General features: G+C 66.9%; 13 protein-coding genes and 2 pseudogenes. 8 read left to right on the top strand and 7 right to left on the bottom strand.

Features of this window, described 5'->3' with window-relative positions:
• Positions 1-59: 59 nt before the first annotated feature.
• From boxA to ACYZGB_RS12225, 4 genes are all read right to left on the bottom strand, one after another.
• Complete coding sequence (gene boxA / locus ACYZGB_RS12240; protein WP_462388565.1) at positions 60-1,331, bottom strand: benzoyl-CoA 2,3-epoxidase subunit BoxA; 1,272 nt, start codon at positions 1,329-1,331, stop codon at positions 60-62.
• A 147-nt stretch (positions 1,332-1,478) separates the two neighbouring features.
• Positions 1,479-2,906: a benzoyl-CoA 2,3-epoxidase subunit BoxB gene (gene boxB, locus ACYZGB_RS12235; protein WP_462388564.1), complete on the bottom strand. Its 1,428-nt coding sequence runs from the start codon at positions 2,904-2,906 to the stop codon at positions 1,479-1,481.
• A gap of 23 nt (positions 2,907-2,929) precedes the next feature.
• On the bottom strand, positions 2,930-4,600 hold the full coding sequence (boxC, locus tag ACYZGB_RS12230; protein WP_462388563.1) for a 2,3-epoxybenzoyl-CoA dihydrolase: 1,671 nt from the start codon (positions 4,598-4,600) through the stop codon (positions 2,930-2,932).
• Between the two features lie 203 nt (positions 4,601-4,803).
• Complete coding sequence (locus tag ACYZGB_RS12225) at positions 4,804-5,739, bottom strand: helix-turn-helix transcriptional regulator (RefSeq protein WP_462388562.1); 936 nt, start codon at positions 5,737-5,739, stop codon at positions 4,804-4,806.
• Positions 5,740-5,941: 202 nt separating this feature from the next.
• On the opposite strand from ACYZGB_RS12225, the gene ACYZGB_RS12220 reads away from it, so the two are divergent.
• From ACYZGB_RS12220 to ACYZGB_RS12205, 4 genes are all read left to right on the top strand, one after another.
• Positions 5,942-6,412, top strand: coding sequence for a DUF4863 family protein (locus ACYZGB_RS12220; RefSeq protein WP_462388561.1), 471 nt, complete (start codon positions 5,942-5,944; stop codon positions 6,410-6,412).
• A gap of 200 nt (positions 6,413-6,612) precedes the next feature.
• Positions 6,613-8,175, top strand: a complete 1,563-nt coding sequence (locus ACYZGB_RS12215) for a 3,4-dehydroadipyl-CoA semialdehyde dehydrogenase (protein ID WP_462388560.1) — start codon at positions 6,613-6,615, stop codon at positions 8,173-8,175.
• Between the two features lie 51 nt (positions 8,176-8,226).
• Positions 8,227-9,783: a benzoate-CoA ligase family protein gene (locus ACYZGB_RS12210; protein WP_462388559.1), complete on the top strand. Its 1,557-nt coding sequence runs from the start codon at positions 8,227-8,229 to the stop codon at positions 9,781-9,783.
• Positions 9,780-10,586, top strand: a complete 807-nt coding sequence (locus tag ACYZGB_RS12205; RefSeq protein WP_462388557.1) for an alpha/beta fold hydrolase — start codon at positions 9,780-9,782, stop codon at positions 10,584-10,586. The genes ACYZGB_RS12210 and ACYZGB_RS12205 overlap by 4 nt, the downstream gene beginning before the upstream one ends.
• Before the next feature lie 37 nt (positions 10,587-10,623).
• Here ACYZGB_RS12205 and ACYZGB_RS12200 read toward each other — a convergent pair whose 3' ends face one another.
• The gene (locus tag ACYZGB_RS12200; protein WP_462388555.1) at positions 10,624-11,316 is read right to left on the bottom strand and encodes a Crp/Fnr family transcriptional regulator; all 693 of its coding nucleotides are present in this window, start codon (positions 11,314-11,316) and stop codon (positions 10,624-10,626) included.
• A 277-nt stretch (positions 11,317-11,593) separates the two neighbouring features.
• Between ACYZGB_RS12200 and ACYZGB_RS12195 the strand changes: the two genes are divergently transcribed.
• From ACYZGB_RS12195 to ACYZGB_RS12185, 3 genes and pseudogenes are all read left to right on the top strand, one after another.
• Complete coding sequence (locus ACYZGB_RS12195) at positions 11,594-12,589, top strand: Bug family tripartite tricarboxylate transporter substrate binding protein (protein WP_462388553.1); 996 nt, start codon at positions 11,594-11,596, stop codon at positions 12,587-12,589.
• Positions 12,590-12,609: 20 nt separating this feature from the next.
• Positions 12,610-13,551, top strand: coding sequence for a 3-hydroxyacyl-CoA dehydrogenase NAD-binding domain-containing protein (locus ACYZGB_RS12190; RefSeq protein ID WP_462388552.1), 942 nt, complete (start codon positions 12,610-12,612; stop codon positions 13,549-13,551).
• Between the two features lie 39 nt (positions 13,552-13,590).
• Positions 13,591-15,357 (top strand): annotated as a pseudogene (locus ACYZGB_RS12185) (feruloyl-CoA synthase).
• An 85-nt stretch (positions 15,358-15,442) separates the two neighbouring features.
• Here ACYZGB_RS12185 and ACYZGB_RS12180 read toward each other — a convergent pair.
• On the bottom strand, positions 15,443-15,898 hold the full coding sequence (locus tag ACYZGB_RS12180; RefSeq protein WP_291470749.1) for an HU family DNA-binding protein: 456 nt from the start codon (positions 15,896-15,898) through the stop codon (positions 15,443-15,445).
• A 386-nt stretch (positions 15,899-16,284) separates the two neighbouring features.
• On the opposite strand from ACYZGB_RS12180, the gene ACYZGB_RS12175 reads away from it, so the two are divergent.
• Positions 16,285-17,139, top strand: coding sequence for a hypothetical protein (locus ACYZGB_RS12175; RefSeq protein ID WP_462388551.1), 855 nt, complete (start codon positions 16,285-16,287; stop codon positions 17,137-17,139).
• Here ACYZGB_RS12175 and ACYZGB_RS12170 read toward each other — a convergent pair.
• A pseudogene (locus tag ACYZGB_RS12170) lies at positions 17,133-17,250 on the bottom strand (IS630 family transposase); the annotation flags it as partial. The gene ACYZGB_RS12175 and the pseudogene ACYZGB_RS12170 overlap by 7 nt on opposite strands.

Below are 17,250 nucleotides of genomic sequence, written 5' to 3'. Positions count from 1 at the left end.
CAGGGAGGGCTGGTGGGTCTTGGCTGCCAGGGCTGGAGGTCCCGCCAAGGGGCGGGGGCTCAGTAGGTTTCCAGGTGCAGGCGGCCCTCGCGCTGCAGGGCCGCGCCCACGGTGTCCCAGTCCAGCCCGGCCTCGTTGGCAATGTCGCGCAGGGCCATCACCACGCCTTCTTCCATGCTCTTGAGGCCGCACACATAGAAGTGGCTGCTGCCGTCCCGTAGCAGCGCGGCCAGGTCGGCGGCGCGCTCGCGCATCAGGTCCTGCACATAGCGCTTGGGCTGCCCGGCGGTGCGGGAGAACGCCAGGTTGATGTCGATGAAATCCTTGGGCAGGTTTTGCAGCGGGCCAAAGTACGGCAGCTCCTGCTGCGTGCGGGCTCCGAAAAACAGCATCAGCTTGCCGCCCTCGAACTTGCCGCTGTTGCGCAGGCGCCGGCGCCACTCGGTCATGGCGCGCATGGGGGCGCTGCCGGTGCCGGTGCAGATCATCACGATGTGCGAGCGTGGGTGGTTGGGCATGAGGAACGAGCTGCCAAACGGCCCCACCACCTGCACCTTGTCGCCCACCTTCAGGTCGCAGATGTAGTTGGAGGCGATCCCCTGCACGGGGTGGCCGTCATGGTCCTGCGTCACGCGCTTCACCGTCAGGGCCAGGTTGTTGTACCCGGGCCGCTCGCCGTTGCGCGGGCTGGCGATGGAGTATTGGCGCGCGTGGTGTGCCTTGCCCAGCGCATCGGTGCCGGGCGGAATGATGCCGATGGACTGCCCCTCCAGCACCGGGAACGGCATGCTGCCGAAGTCCAGCACCACGTGGTGGGTCTCGTTCTCGAAACCCGCCTCGGTGCAGTTGAAGTTGCCGACCACGGTGGCTTCGGTAGGGCTTTTGGGCGGGAACAGGTTGGTGTAGGGGTGAGCAGCCGACCAGGGCGGCACGGTGGCGCCGTACTGGGCAGAACGAAACACCTGCGTGCCAGGCTCCACGGGCGCCGCAGGTGCGGACGGTTGCACTGCATCCCCGGTGGAGGGCGCTACGCCCTCGGCGGCCAGTTCATCGGGTGTGAGTTCGGGCGGCAGCTCTTCCCAGGTGAGCTGTTCTTCGATGCTGTAGGCACGTGCCTGCGGCATGGTGCGCCAGTTGTCGATGGAGCCCGTGGGGCAGGGCGAGATGCAGGCCATGCAGCCGTTGCACACATCGGCCCGCACGACGTAGTTGTTGTCGTCGTGCGTGATGGCGCCCACCGGGCAGGTGGCCTCGCAGGTGTTGCAGCGGATGCAGATCTCGGGGTCGATCAGGTGCTGCTTGATGACGGCGGTTTGGACGGCCATATCCATGGTTGTTCTCCTGAAGGCCTCGCGGTAGGTATGGGGGTTGTACCGGGAGGCGGGCGGGGTGCGCTATCGGCAAAAACGTGGGGCCCCGGCCCATGTTGCCCTGCTCCCTGCTATGGGGCTGCGGGGCAACGCTGGCATGTGGGCGGGTCAGCCGAACCGGACGTATTCGAAGTCCACAGGTTGGCGGTTGATGCCCATGACCGGTGGCGCAATCCAGCCTGCAAATTTGCCAGGCTCGACCACACGCCCCATCAGCGAGGCAACAAACGCGAAATCCTCCGGCGTGGGCAGCCATTCGGCCTTGCGGGCTGTCCATTCCGCCTCGCTCACCACACGGCCGTCGGGCGACATCTTGATGCCGGCGAGGGCGCCGATCTGGCGGTTGAAAGCCTTGTGTGGCACGGCCAGGCGCGTGGGAACACCCGCTTTTTCGAGCACCTTGTTCCAGCGGCCCACCCCGGCCATCGAGTCCTTGATGAAGTCGTCGCGCAGCACCTCGTTCAGGGCGTTGAGCATGGGCACGTCTTTCTCCTGCAGCTGGCCGTTGACCACTTCCAGCACCTTGTAGGTCTGGCCCTTGAGGATGTGGTCGTCACCTCGCTTGCCTTCTTCGTAGCGGCCCTTGAGGCCCGAGCTGTAGAAGGTGGCGGCGTTGCTGGACTGGTCGGCACCGAACAGATCGATGGTCACGCTGTAGTGGAAGTTGAGGTAGCGCTGGATGGTGCCCAGGTCGATGGCGCCCGCCGCGCGTACCTTGGCCGGGGCGTCGGTCTTGAGGTCGTTCATCACCTGCGCGGTGCGCGCCAGCACGCGCGAGACACCGCTTTCGCCCACAAACATGTGGTGGGCCTCTTCGGTCAGCATGAACTTGGTGGTGCGGGCCAGCGGGTCGAACGCGCTTTCGGCCAGGGCCGAGAGCTGGAACTTGCCGTCGCGGTCGGTGAAGTAGGTGAACATGAAGAACGCCAGCCAGTCGGGCGTTTTTTCATTGAAGGCGCCCAGGATGCGCGGGTTGTCCACGTCGCCCGAGGTGCGCTGCAGCAGCGCCTCGGCCTCTTCGCGTCCGTCGCGGCCGAAGTGCTTGTGCAGCAAATACACCATGGCCCACAGGTGGCGGCCTTCTTCCACATTGATCTGGAACAGGTTGCGCAGGTCGTACATGCTGGGCGCGGTGAGGCCCAGGTGGCGCTGCTGCTCCACCGACGCGGGCTCGGTGTCGCCCTGTGTCACGATGATGCGGCGCAGGTTGGCGCGGTGTTCGCCGGGAACGTCCTGCCAGGCCTTTTCGCCCTTGTGGTCGCCGAAGTGGATCTCGCGGTTGGCATCACCCGGATTCAGGAAAATTCCCCAGCGGTAGTCGCGCATCTTCACGTGGCCGAACTGGGCCCAGCCGTTGGGGTCCACGCTCACGGCGGTGCGCAGGTAGACCTCGTGGTTGGTCGAGCCCTCGGGGCCCACGTCGTCCCACCAATTGATGAAGTTGGGCTGCCAGCCTTCCAGCGCACGCTGCAACGTGCGGTCTTCGCCGAGGTTGACGTTGTTGGGGATCTTCTCGCTGTAATTGATGGTGCTCATGGGAGTCTCCTCTTTGGATGGGATCAGACGCGGTTGAGATCAAAACCAGCTTTTTCGCCGGTGCCATAGACCTTGAGCGCGCCCTTGTCGCCCACGGCGTTGGGGCGGTTGAAGATCCAGTTCTGCCAGGCGGTCAGGCGGCCAAAAATGCGCGTGGCCATGTTCTCCTTGCTGGCAAAGCGCAGGTTGGCCTCCAGGCCGGTGAGCGAGTCGGGCGACATCGCGGCGCGTTCCTCGATGGCGATGCGGATCTCGTCGTCCCAGTCGATGTCGTCTGGAGCGGCGGTGACCAGACCCAGCGCCAGCGCGGCATCGGCATCCAATGGCTTGCCAGCGGCCGCGCGGGCGGCCTCCAGCGGGGCGGCTTCTTCGTAGAAGCGGCGCTGCAGGCGGCTCTGGTCGTTCACCATCGGCAGCAGGCCAAAGTTGAACTCGTTGAGAGTGAGCTTGGGCGCGCGCTCGGCGTCGTCGGGCAGGGCCAGCATGTAGGTGCGGTCGGCCGCCAACGCCAGCTCGGCCAGCGAGCCCGCAAAGGCCGAGCCGGGTTCCACCAGCGCGAACAGGCTGCGCGAGGACACATCCAGCCGCGCAAACGTGCGGCGCAGTGCGCCGATAGTCTCGCGCACCAGCCAGTGGTCCTGGTGGGCGATCAGCGTGGCGTCGCTGGCCAGCACGGCCTGGGCATCGCCCTCGGTCTTGAGCAGCCAGGTGCCAATGTCGAGCTCGTTGGTGCGCAGGTTCAGGATGGCATCGTCCAGCTGGCGCGCCAGGGCCAGTGGCCACCAGGCAGCGCCTGCGGCCTCGATGCCGGCGGTGTCCGTGGGTTGTGCGCCGGTGGGCGCCTTCAGCGTGATGGTGGCAGTGCGGCGGGTGCGGTCGATGTCCACGCTCACATGGGCGTAGCGCAGGCTGTCGGCGCTTTCTTCACGCTCCACCCGGGTCAGCGCCACGCCCTGTGCGCTGGCGGGGCGGTGGCTGCCTTCGGCCAGCCGTGCTGCGGTTTCATTCACCGTGACCGCGAACTGTGCGGGCTTGGCGATGCGGTCCACCAGGCGCCAGTCCACTGCGCGCTGGCCGCGCACACCTTCCACGCTGGTGCAGAAGATGTCGGCCAGGTCGTGGCGCACATGGCGCTTATCGGTCACGCGGGTCAGGCCGCCCGTGCCGGGCAGCACGCCCAGCAGCGGCACTTCGGGCAGCGACACGGCGGACGAGCGGTCGTCCACCAGCACGATCTCGTCACAGGCCAGGGCCAGCTCGTAGCCGCCGCCTGCGCAGGCGCCATTCACGGCGGCCACGAACTTGAGGCCCGAGTGCTTCGACGAATCCTCGATGCCGTTGCGCGTCTCGTTGGTGAACTTGCAGAAGTTCACTTTCCAGGCGTGGCTGGAGACACCCAGCATGAAGATATTGGCGCCCGAGCAGAAGATGCGGTCCCGGGCGCTGGTGACGATGACCGAGCGCACCTGCGGGTGCTCGAAGCGAATGCGGTTGAGGGCGTCATGCAGCTCGATGTCCACACCCAGGTCGTAGCTGTTGAGCTTGAGCTTGTAGCCGGGGCGGATGCCGCCGTCTTCGGCAATGTCGAGCGACAGGCGGGCCACGGCGCCGTCCACGGCCAGCTTCCAGTGGCGGTATTGCGTGGGGTCGGTGCGGTAGTCCACGCGGGACGGGGGTTGCACGGGGTGGGTCATGGCGTCTCCTTGGAATGGGTTTGTGCAAAATAATGCATGTTTTGCCTGTTGATATGCATCATGCTGCATATCAACAGGCGAGTCAATGCATGTTTGTGCGGTGAACCGTCAGGAGGTGGCGCGCAGCAGAAGGGGCGGCTCAGATCAGGCGGTGCCACGTCCTGTGCGGGGCGTGGCAGGTGCGGCGGCGCACCGGGTGGGGCTCAGGCTGCCCGGGCCGTGGCCTTGCGCACGCCCGCGTGCAGGGCGGCCAGGCTTTGCTCGGGTGTCTGCCCCGAGGTGTCGATCGTGATGTCGGCCTTGGAATAGAAGGCGGCGCGCCCGTCCAGAATCCGCTTGAGGTCGTCCATGGCTTCCTTGCTGGCCGCCATGGGGCGCATGTCGCCCTGGGCCACCACGCGGCCCATGTGCTCTTCGGGCGCGGCGCGCAGCCAGACGGTGGTGCAGTGCGCCAGCAGTTCGTTGAAGGTGGCAGGGTCCGACACAATGCCGCCTGGGGTGGCGATAACGACTTCGCTGTGGATCTGGATCGTTTCTTCCAGCGCCCTGCGCTCGTACCGGCGGTAGGCCGTGGTGCCATAGAGGTCGTGGATCTCGCGAACGCTGCAGCCCGCCAGGCTTTCGATCTCGCGGCTCAGTTCGATGAAGGGCACATCGAGTGCACGCGCCAGCAAGGGCCCCAGGGTGGACTTGCCTGCACCTCGCAGGCCGACCAGGGCGATGCGCCCGTGGCGGGCCGTGTCATTGCTGCCGCCGCTCAGCAGCTCATGCAGGGCCAGGCGCACGCGGCGAAGCTCAGGCTCGCTGCGGTGCTCCAGCAACTCGCGGATCAGCAGCCATTCGGGCGAGCGCGTCGTGAAATCCCCCGCCAGTTCTGCCAGCGAGCAGTGCAAGGCCCCTGCCACCTGCTGCAGCACCAGGATGGAGGCATTGCCCGTGCCGTATTCCAGGTTGGCCAGGTGCCGCTCCGACACATCGGCCGCCAGGGCCACGGCCTTGCGCGTCAGCCCCCGCTGCGCGCGCAGGTTGCGCACCCGCTCTCCCAGTGCCACCAGCACGGGGTTCTTGGGTTCCTCGGTCGCGGCAGTGGCCATTGCGGTCGCTTGCAGTCCCAATCCTGCCTCTTCTTGTTCATTCATACCCATCCTCGTGCGCCAATTTCCGCCCTCGTATCTGCTCAGGGAAAATACCAAATATGCACTATAGTGCTTTACGTTGTCAAAATCACAAACTATTGTTCATTCGGCGCAACATACTGCATGTTCCGGGGCTGTGCAAGGACATGGATCAACCCCCGTTGCCTTCGCGCTTTCGCCCCTGATGCCTTCACCTGAGACACCCATGTCCACCAAAGCCGTATTTCACCAGACCCTTGCCACGTTGACGGGCCAGATCGCCGGACGGCCGCTGGATGCGGCGCTGGCGGGCTGGCTCAACCAGACCCACGGCCCCGGTACTGATGTGTACGAGCGACTCAAGGACGCGTGCACGGTGGGGGTGCGTGAAGGCTGGTTGTGCGAGCGCGAGGGCGGTGGCATCCGCTACGGCCGGGTATTCAAGCCCGAGGACGCCTTGCACCGGTTCTCGGTGGATGTGGTGGATATGCAGGACCTGGCGGGCCCGCACCACACGCATCCGAACGGCGAGATTGACCTGATCATGCCCATCGACGGCAGCAGCGCCACCTTCGACGGGTGGCCCGCAGGCTGGTGCGTCTATGGCCCTGGCACGGCCCACCGCCCCACCGTTGCCCAAGGCCGGGCCCTGGTGCTTTACCTCTTGCCCGAAGGCCAGATCGAATTCAGCAAATGAAACACCCCCTGAGTCGCTTCGCGCCTTCCCCCTCTCTCGACTCGCTGCGCGATTCAGGGGGGGGGACGCCCCCGGTGCGGCGGGGCGGCCCTTGCACGGGGGCGCTGGATTTGGCCACGTCAGTTGCAGGCATCGCGGCTCACGCGCAGCGCGATGAATAACTGGCAGGCCGTAATTTTTTTCTATTGCGATTGATCTGTATGACCGAACTCCTCTCCAACTACGCCGCCGGCCGCTGGCAGGCCGGTACCGGCGGCGGCACGCCGCTGTTCGACCCTGTGCTGGGCAACGCGCTGGTGCGCGTAGATTCCACCGGGCTCAACCTGGCCGAGGCCTTTGCCTTCGCGCGGCAGCAAGGCGGCGCTGCCCTGCGTGCGCTGACCTACCGCGAACGCGCCGCGCTGCTGGCGGGCATCGTGGAGGTGCTCCAGGCGAACCGTGACGCCTATTACGAGATCGCTACCGCCAATGCAGGCACGGTGAAGAACGATTCGGCCGTGGACATTGACGGCGCCATCTTCACGCTGGGCCAGTACGCCCGCTGGGGCGACGTCCTGGGCGATGCGCGGGCCCTGCGCGACGGCGAAGCGGTGAAGCTGGGCAAGGAACCCGTGTTCCAGTCGCTGCACCTGCAAGTACCCCGGCAGGGCGTGGCGCTGTGCATCAATGCCTTCAATTTCCCGTCCTGGGGCCTGTGGGAAAAGGCCGCTCCGGCCCTGCTCTCGGGTGTGCCTGTCATCGTCAAGCCGGCCACGGCCACCGCCTGGCTCACCCAGCGCATGGTCAAGGATGTGGTGAATGCCGGTGTGCTGCCCGCAGGCGCGCTGTCGGTCATCGCTGGCGGCTCTGCCGGGTTGATGGACCAGCTGCAGCCCTTCGACGTGGTGTCGTTCACCGGCTCGGCCGAAACGGCCGGCGTGATCCGCTCGCACCCGGCCGTGGCCCAGCGCTCGGTGCGCGCCAACATCGAGGCCGACAGCATCAACAGTGCCGTGCTGCTGCCCGGCGAGGCGCCGGGCAGCGAGGCCTTCAACCTGCTGGTGCGCGAAGTGGTGCGCGAGATGACCGTGAAGTCGGGCCAGAAATGCACAGCCATCCGCCGCATTCTGGTGCCGGCCGATGTGTACGATGCCGCGGCCGAAGCCATTGGCGCCAAGCTTTCCGGTATCAGCGTGGGCAACCCACGCAACGAGGGTGTGCGCATGGGCTCGCTGGTGAGCCGCGCCCAGCTGGCTGCTGTGCGCGAAGGCCTGGCCGCGCGGCAGGCTCAGGCAACAGTGCTGCACGACGGCCGCGACAGGCCGCTGGTGGACGCCGACCCGGCCGTGGCCGCCTGCATCGGCCCGGTGCTGCTGGGCGCACGCGATGCCGACGCCGCGCAATCAGTGCACGACGTGGAGGTCTTCGGCCCCGTGGCCACGCTGCTGCCCTACCGAGACAGCGCGCACGCCATCGCGCTGGCGCACCGGGGCCAGGGCTCGCTGGTCACCTCGCTCTATGGCAGTGACGAATCCGCACTGGCACAGACCGCACTGGCCGTGGCCGCCAGCCATGGCCGCGTGCATGTGGTCACGCCCGATGTAGCGCAGGCCCACAGCGGCCACGGCAATGTGATGCCCATGTCGCAGCACGGCGGCCCGGGCCGTGCGGGCGGAGGTGCCGAGCTGGGCGGGCTGCGTGCGCTGGACTTCTACCACCAACGCAGCGCCGTGCAGGCCAGCCCCGCAGTGCTGGCGGCGCTGGGTTTGCCTGATCTGGTGTAGCCCCGTTTTTTGCGCAGGCCCTTTCCCTACAAGAACCACGGGGACATTCCCATGACCAGCCTGCCGGAGTATTTCAACTTTGCGGAGCACCTGTTTGCGCTGAACTGCGCGCGCGGCGACCGCATGGCCTACATAGACGACCACGAAACCCTGAGCTACAGCGCCCTGGAGGACCGCGCACGCCGCCTGGCGGCGGTGCTGGTCGGTGCAGGTGTACGGCGCGAGGAGCGGGTGCTGCTGCTGATGCTCGACACCTGCGACTGGCCTGTGGCCTTTCTGGGCTGCCTGTACGCCGGGGTGTTGCCTGTGGCCGTCAACACCTTGCTCAAGCCGGAAGACTACGCCTACATGCTGTCCCACTGCCGCGCGCAGGCGGTGCTGGTGTCAGGGGCTTTGCTGCCGGCGCTGAGCGATGCCATGGACCGCCAACCGCACGAGGTGGGCCTGCGGGTGGTGTCGCAGCCACAGGGGCCGTTGCCCGCCGGTGCCGTGGATATGCAGGCCGCCATCGCCGCTGCGGTGCCTTTGGCGGCGCCTGCTGCCACGGGGCCGGATGCACCCGGCTTCTGGCTGTACTCGTCGGGCTCCACCGGCAAACCCAAAGGCACGGTCCACACCCACGGCAACCTGTGGTGGACGGCCGAGCTGTATGGCAAGCCGGTGCTGGGCCTCACGGAGCAGGACCGGTGCTTCTCAGCCGCCAAGCTCTACTTCGCCTATGGCCTGGGCAACAGCCTCACCTTCCCCTTGTCGGTGGGGGCCGCGGTGGTGCTGATGGCTGAACGCCCCACGCCCGACGCCACCTTCGAGCGCTGGACGCGGCACCAGCCCACGGTGTTCTTCGGGGCGCCCACAGGTTTTGCGGGCATGCTGGCCTCGCCCCGCCTGCCGCCACGCAGTGCGGTGTCGCTGCGCATGTGCTCGTCGGCGGGCGAGGCCCTGCCCGCCGAGATCGCGCAGCGCTTCAAGGCCCAGTTTGGCTGCGACATCATCGACGGCATCGGTTCCACCGAGATGCTGCACATCTTCCTATCCAACCGCCCGGAGGACGTGCGCTACGGCACCACGGGCAAGCCCGTGCCAGGGTACGAGGTCTCGCTGCGCGGTGAAGACGGGCGGGAGGTGCCTCATGGCGAGATTGGCGACCTGTACATCCAGGGCCCCAGTGCCGCGCTGCTGTACTGGAACAACCGCGAGAAGACGCGTGAAACCTTCCAGGGCGCATGGACCAAGAGCGGCGACAAATATGTGCGCGATGCTGAGGGTTACTACACCTACGCCGGGCGCAGCGACGACATGCTCAAGGTCAGCGGCATCTATGTATCGCCTTTTGAGGTGGAGGCCACGCTGATGCAGCACCAGGCGGTGCTGGAGGCCGCCGTGATCGGTACGCAGGACGTCGATGGCCTGACCAAGACCAAAGCCTTCGTGGTGCTCAAGGAAGGGCAAGCGGCCACGCCAGACGACCTCAAGGCCTTTGTGAAGGAACGCCTGGCTCCCTACAAGTACCCGCGCCTCATCGAGTTCGTACCCGAACTGCCCAAGACCGCGACGGGCACGATCCAGCGCTTTCGGCTGCGCGAGCGCGAGCAGGGCCCGCAGCCATGACGGCCGTGGTGGATGCTCCGCACAAGGTCTCTGTGGCCTGGCAGCAGCGCACGGTGGAGATGGAGTACGCGTGGATCGCACCCGAGCGCAAGGCGGCCCCGCTGGTGGTGTTCTTCCATGAGGGTCTGGGATCGGTGGCGATGTGGAAGGACTTCCCGCAGCGGCTGTGCGAAACGGGGGGATTCCGGGGGCTGGTCTTCTCGCGCCCCGCCTATGGCCGGTCCACCCCGCGCGCGGAGGGCGAGGTGTGGGGCGTGGACTTCATGCACCAGCAGGCGTACGAGGTGCTCCCCGTCTTTCTGGATGCGCTGGGTGTGCGGGAAGCGCCCTGGTTGTTCGGCCACAGCGACGGTGCCTCCATTGCGCTGCTGTTCGCTGCGCGGTTCCAGGAGCGCACACGCGGCCTGGTGCTGCTGGCCCCGCACATTTTTGTGGAAGACGTGACGGTGGAGAACATCGAACGTGCGAAGGATGCCTACCTGCACACCGACCTGGCGCAGAAGCTGGGCCGCTACCACGAAGACCCCGGCTCGGCCTTTTGGGGCTGGAACCGCATCTGGCTGGACCCCGCGTTCCGGGCCTGGAACATCGAGTCCGAGATCGCCGCCATCCGTGTGCCCGTGTTGGCCATCCAGGGGCTGGAGGACGAGTACGGCACGCTGGCGCAGATACGCGGCATTGCGCAGCAGGTGCCTGGCACCCGGCTGCTGGAGCTGCCTGGATGTGCGCATTCGCCACACCGCGATCAGCCCGAGGCGGTGATTGCGGCCACCGTGGCCTTCATCGTGGGCTCCGATTCGTGACGCGCATCCCACGCTGCAGGCCGTTGTAGCGGCGCGGCTATTCCACCCGGCGGCGCAGGCCCTCCAGGTTGGTGACCGTGATGCCGCCGTATTCGATCTCCAGCAGGCCCGCAGCCTGCAGGCGCTTCAAGGCTGCGTTGCAGCGCTGGCGCGATACCCCCGAAAGGTTGGCGATCTCCTCTTGCGAAACCTGCAGGTGCGGGTCGCTGCCCGGGTGCAGCCAGGGGTGGAACAGGCCCGCCAGCGCCCGCGCCACCTGGCTGTCGGTGTCCAGCAGGTGGTGGGCCGTGAAGTTGCCCGTGAACCAGTGCAGGCGTTCGTTGATCTGGCGCAGCAGAAAGTGATCGAAACTGCGCTCGGTAGCATGCAGCCACTCGAAGGTCTCCACCGGCATCAGCGCAACGCGGCTGGGGCGCAGCGCAATGATGTCGGCCGTGCGCGGGCTGCCGCGCAGCAGGGTGCCTTCGCCAAACCAGCTGCCCGCCGACAGCCCGCCCAGCGTGACCGAGCGACCGTCGCCCGAGGTCACCGTCCACTTGAGCAGGCCTTCGATGGCTCCGTACCAGTGCAGGGGGGTGTCGCCAAGTCGGCACAGTGCACCTCCCTGGGGCACATCCACCTCGCGCAGCTCATCGCGCACACGCGCCTGCGCGCCGCTGTCCAGCAGCGGAAACCAGGCCGACGCTGCGAGCAGATCGTCCATGGTGGGGGGCGTCACTTTGACCAACATGGTGGGGCATTCTCCTGTGTGCTGCACCGTTCAAAAGGCAGACCCACGTATACCCTGAGTCCAAATGTCGTCGGGATGACTGAATGGGGCGCGCCGGGAAAAAATATTCTGCAGCACTAGCATTTTCCGCCACACACCGTGATGACCCAACGCAAAGTCTTTGACACCACAGCCCCTGGCTTAGGGTGTGGCCTGTTGGCCGTGAGACCCGCATCGATGCGCCACTGAGCTACCCCCCTTTTCATTGCCACAACAAACCACCCGCAGGAGACACAGGATGACGTACACACGCCGCCACTTCATGAACCAACTGGGCAGCGCCGCTGCGCTCACCGCCCTGTCGCCCCTGGCCGCGCAGGCCCAGGCGCTGGAGCAGATCAAGGTCCTCTACGGCTTTCCGGCAGGCAGCGCGGGCGACAGCGTGGCGCGCTGGGTGGGCGAGAAGCTGGCGGGATCGCCCTACACGCGCAACCCTGCTGTGGTCGAAAGCAAGCCCGGCGCGGGCGGGCGCATTGCGCTGGAGTCGCTCAAGGGGGCCCCTGCGGACGGCACCGTGCTTACGCTCTCGCCGTTCTCGTGTACATTGATCTATCCCCACATCTACAGCAAGCTGAGCTACGACCCTGTGAAGGACTTCGTGCCGGTGTCGATTGCTGCGGTGATGCACCATGGTCTGGCTGTGGGGCCGCTGGTGCCAGCGTCGGTCAAGACTGTGAAGGACTTCCTGGCCTGGGCCAAGGCCAACCCGGTGTTGGCCAACTACGGCTCGCCTGCTGCGGGCTCCACGCCGCACTTCATTGGTGCCCTGCTGGGGCTGAACAATGGGGTGGAACTCAAGCATGTGCCCTACCGGGGCTCCATCCCGGGTGTGACGGATGTGGTGGGCGGGCAGATCGCCTCCATGGTCACGCCCAGTGGCGACTTCATCCCCAACCACAAGGCCGGCAAACTGCGGCTGATTGCGACTTCGGGCCAGGCGCGCTCCCCGTTCTCACCCGAAGTGCCCACGTTTGCCGAACAGGGCTTTCCAGAGCTCACGACCGAGGAATGGTTTGGCTTCTACGCCCCGGCCCGCACGCCCGCAGCCGTGGTGGCGGCCGCCAATGCGGCCATCAACGCTGCTATCAAGGAAAAGGCCGTCATCGACAGCCTGGCCGTGGTGGGGCTGATCGCCAAGGGTTCCACCCCCGGCGAGATGCAGGCATCGCAGCAAGCCGAGTTCGAGCGCTGGGGCCCGCTTGTCAAAAAGGTCGGCTTCACCGCTGAGTCTTGATCGCACGAGGAACCCATCGCATGGATCTGACCGTGAAGCGCGTGGCCGTGGTGGCCACCGGCGTCATCGGCGCGAGCTGGGCCGCGTACTTCTTGGCACGGGGCCTGGACGTGGACGCCTGGGACCCGTCGCCAGGCGCGCAGGAGCGCCTGCGGACGGCCGTATCCGCGCAGTGGGAGGCCTTGTCGCGCCAGGGGCTGACGGACGGGGCCCACCTGGATCGCCTGCGTTGGCATGACCGGCTGGAGGACGCGCTGGCGCGGGCCGACTTCGTGCAAGAGAACGGGCCTGAGCGGCTGGACGCCAAGGTGGAGCTGTTTCGCCGCTTGGATGTTGCTGCTCCGGCGCATGCCATCCTGGCGCCCAGCACCTCGGGCCTGGCCATCAGCGACATCCAGCAAGCCTGTGCGCGGCCTGAGCGGGTGGTGCTGGGCCACCCGTTCAATCCCCCGCACCTGATTCCGCTGGTGGAGGTAGGTGGCGGCCAGCACACGGCGCCCGAGGCCATTGCGCAGGCCATGGCGTTTTATGCCCGCATCGGCAAGCGCCCCATCCAGGTGCGGCGTGAGATCAAGGGGCACATTGCCAACCGCCTGCAGGCCGCGCTCTGGCGCGAAGCCTTTCACCTCGTGAACGAGGGCGTAGCCACCGTCAGCGACATCGACACCGCCATCGCCCAGGGCCCAGGCCTGCGGTGGGCGCTGATGGGGCCGTTCATGAACCTGCACCTGTCGGGCGGCGAGGGCGGCATTGCGCACCTGCTGGCCCACCTGGGCGGGCCCATCAAGGACTGGTGGCGCGACCTGGGGGCCCCGTCCATGGATGTGGCCCTGCAACACCAGGTGGTCGAAGGTGTGGCGCAGGCGTTGGGCAGGCGGCAAGCCACTGAGCTGGCCCGCGCGCGCGATGCGCTGTTGATAGACCTGTTGCGCGCCAAGCAATCGTCGGGTGCGCTGGACTGATGCGCCCTGCACACAGAAAAAATCCTGCGAGACAACACCATGCACCCTGTATTTCTTGACGACGAAGACCAGATAGCGCCGCCGCGCACGCTGCGCTCTCCCGAGGCCCTGCGCCCCTATGCCCGCTGCGTGGGCGAATGGCTGGAGCGCTGGGCGCAGGAGACCCCCGACACGCTGGCCCTGGCCGAGCGCGAAGCGGGCGGTGAGCAATGGCGCGGCCTGAGCTACGGGCAGCTGCGCCGCGAGGTGGGGGCGGTGGCCCAGTCGCTGCTGGATCTGAAGCTGCCCGCCGGGCGCCCCATTGCCATCCTGTCCGACAACGCGGTGGACCATGCGGTGCTCATGTTGGCGGCCATGCATGTGGGCATCACCCCCTGCTCCATGTCCAGTGCCTACGCGCGCTCCCAAGACCATAGCCGCCTGCACAGCATGCTGGCGGTGCTGGAGCCCAGCCTGGTCTATGCCTCCGATGCGCAGGTCTACGCGCCAGCGCTGGCCGGTTACGGCGGTGAGGTGGTGAAGGTCTTCAGCCGCCATGCCGACCGCTGTGCAGGCGCGCTGGCGTTTGAGCAGCTGCAGCGCGGGCAGGAGACACCTGCCGTGCGCGAGGCGTTTGAAGCGCTGGACGCCGATGGCCATGCCAAGTACCTGCTGACTTCCGGCTCCACCGGGCGACCCAAGGTGGTCATCAACACCCACCGCATGCTCTGTGCCAACCAGCAGATGATGGCCCAGACCTGGCGCTTTCTTGCCCATGAAAAGCCGGTGCTGGTCGATTGGCTGCCCTGGAGCCACACCTTCGGCGGCAACCACAACCTGCACATGGTGCTGTGCCATGGCGGCACGCTGTACATCGACGAAGGCCGGCCGGTGCCGGGGCTCATCGAAAAAACCGTGCGCAACCTGCGTGACGTGCAGCCCACCATGCTCTTCAACGTGCCCCGGGGCTTCGACATGCTGCTGCCGTTTCTGGAGGCCGATGACACCCTGGCCGCGCAGGTGCTGGCGCGTGTGCGCCTGGCTTTTTATGCGGCGGCCGCACTGGCCCCCTCCACCTGGCAGCGGTTGGAGGCGCTGGCCCGCCGGGTGCGTCCCGCACGGCCGCTGTGGTTGACCACCTCATGGGGCGCCACCGAAACCGCACCCGCCGTGACCACCGCCCACTGGCGCCTGGAGGGCGCGGGCTGCATTGGCGCGCCGCTGCCAGGGCTGGAACTCAAGCTGGTGCCCAACGGCGGCAAGCTGGAGATGCGGGTCAAAGGTGTTTCGGTGTTTGCGGGCTACCGCAACGCGCCCAGAGAAACCGCTGCCGCTTTCGACAGCGAGGGTTTCTACCGCATCGGCGACGCGGGCTATCTGGCCGACGCCGAGCGGCCTGAGCGGGGTGTGGTGTTCAACGGGCGGGTGGCCGAGGACTTCAAGCTGTCCAGCGGCAGCTGGGTGTCGGTGGGCACGCTGCGGGTGGAGCTGGTGTCGCAGCTCGCGCCCCTGGTGCAGGACATCGTGCTCACGGGCCACAACCGGGACGAGGTGGGGATGCTGGTGTTCCCATCGGCAGCGGGTGTGGCCGATACGGCCGGGCTGGAAGAGGCGTTGCGCGCGCTGATGCGTGCGCGGCGCAGTGCAGGCGCAGGGTCTTCACAATGCCCCACGCGGGCGCTGGTGATGTGAGAGCCGCCCGATGCCGACGCGGGGGAGATCACCGACAAGGGGTATATCAATCAGGGGGCGGTGTTGTCACGCCGCGCAGCAGCGGTGGCTGCGCTTTACGCCGAACCCGCTGCTGCGGGTGTGATCACCGGCTGACTGTCCGGGGAGAGGGGCGGGGGGCGTGCATGGGGCGGGACCCATGCACGCAGGCCGGTACGGCCTGCAAGAACCGCAGGCCTTATCAGGCCGTTGCGTCCTTGAGCTTCTTCAGCGCGCGGGTCTTGATCTTGACCGATGCGGGCTTGGCGGGGAACCAGCGCTCTTCACCGGTGAAGGGGTCCTTGCCGAAGCGCTTCTTCTTGGCTGCGACTTGCTGCAGGCCGATCTTCAGCACGCCGGGCAGCGTGAATTCGCCAGAGCCCTTCTTGTGCACGGAGCCCAGGATGGCGGCTTCGAGGGCTGCCAGCACGGCCTTGGCGGCCTTGGGTTCCACGCCCGACTGCTCGGCCAGGTGGGCCACCAGCGTGGTCTTGTTGAAAGCCGTCTTGATGGGCTTGAGCGCTGCGGGGGCAGCCGCTGCAGGCTTGGCAGCAGGTGCTGCGGCCTTCTTGGCGGGAGCAGCCTTTTTGGCTGCGGGTGCTGCGGCCTTGACGGCGGCTTTCTTTGCGGGTGCTGGAGCTTTCTTTGCAGTTGCCATGATTGTTTCTTCGTTGGTTTGGATTGCGATCGGCCCTCTTCAATTTGCCGAGAGCCTGCGTGATTTTAGGTGCGAGAACGCCCAGACCGATAGAGGGCATGTCCTGCCGGTGTCTGAGGCTTCTGCGCGGCTCCGTGCCGAGGGGCACGGTGTGGGCCGCTGCGGGGGGTTTGGGGGCCGTGCCCAGCTGCGTTGAACGCACATAAGGCGGATGCCTCTGCGGGCCTGGGGCGGGGGCACAGCAGCCCACGGTCGCCTTGGAAACGACTGCCAGACCGGCCTTCATACAATCCCGGCAGGCCGCAGCGCGCCGGAGTGGCCTTTCTTGCGCTGCCTGGTGCAGCTTTCTTTTTTTGGTGTGGTGCCCGCAAAGCGCTTGTTTGTTCATGCAACTCAGTCGAATGCTCCACCTGCTGGGGGCCCTGGTTCTTGTGGCCACGATGGTGCTGGTGGGGCGCCTGGCCACCACCGAATGGCAATCGGTGCACAAGGCGTCTGAAAGCCTGCGCTTGCTGGAGCAGCTGCGACGCGGGCTGGTGGCGGTGGAGATGGTGTCGCGCGAACGCGGGCCCACCAATGGCGCGCTGGGCGATGCCTTGCCCATGGCGCAGCCGCGCGCCCAGGCGCTGCAGGAGGCGCGGGCGCGCACCGACCAGGCGTTCGAGGCCCTGTTGCAGGCCGTGGCGGCCGGGCCCCGCTCCACGGCAGACGGCATCAACCTCGTGCAGAGCCTTCAAACCGCGCGCAGTGCGCTGGTGCAGGCCCGCGCGGGCGTGGACCAGGTGCTGGCGCTGCCGCAAGCGCAGCGCTCGGCCGAGGCCATCCGCGACGCTGTGCAGGGCATGGTGGCCGTGGTGCCCCTGCTGTCGCCGGTGACCAACCCGCTCGCCAGTGCAGCCCAGCACGCTTACCCTGCGCTCGGCGACGATGTACAGGGCGCGCGCCTGGCTGCGGAACTGCGTGAGTACGCTGGCCTGCTGGGCTCCCATTTCACGACGGCCTTGGTCAAGGCGCAGCCGTTTTCTGCGGCCGAGCGCCGTGCCATTGATATGAGACGCGAGGGCGCATTGCGCAGTTGCGCACGCTGGTGGAGCTGCGGCTGCAGCTTCCGGGCGAGGCCCACGCGGTGTCGCAGGCGTGGAGCACGGTCGAGGCGCGGTACTTTGGCGTGGCCCAGGCGCTGCTGGGCCAGGTGCTGGCGCAGGGCGACGGAGACGGCCACTACTCCACTGAATCATTGAAATTGGCGGTATCGGCGCTGCGGATCGTCGTGCTTCCACTTGATGGGCTTGGGGTCTTTGTTGTAGTGGCGGATATAGCGCATGAGCTTCTTGTCCAAGTCTTTTACCGAG

Source organism: Acidovorax sp. Q11 (assembly GCF_054950075.1).
The sequence above is the reverse complement of the archived record's forward strand: the minus strand, read 5'-3'. Positions and strand labels throughout refer to the sequence as shown.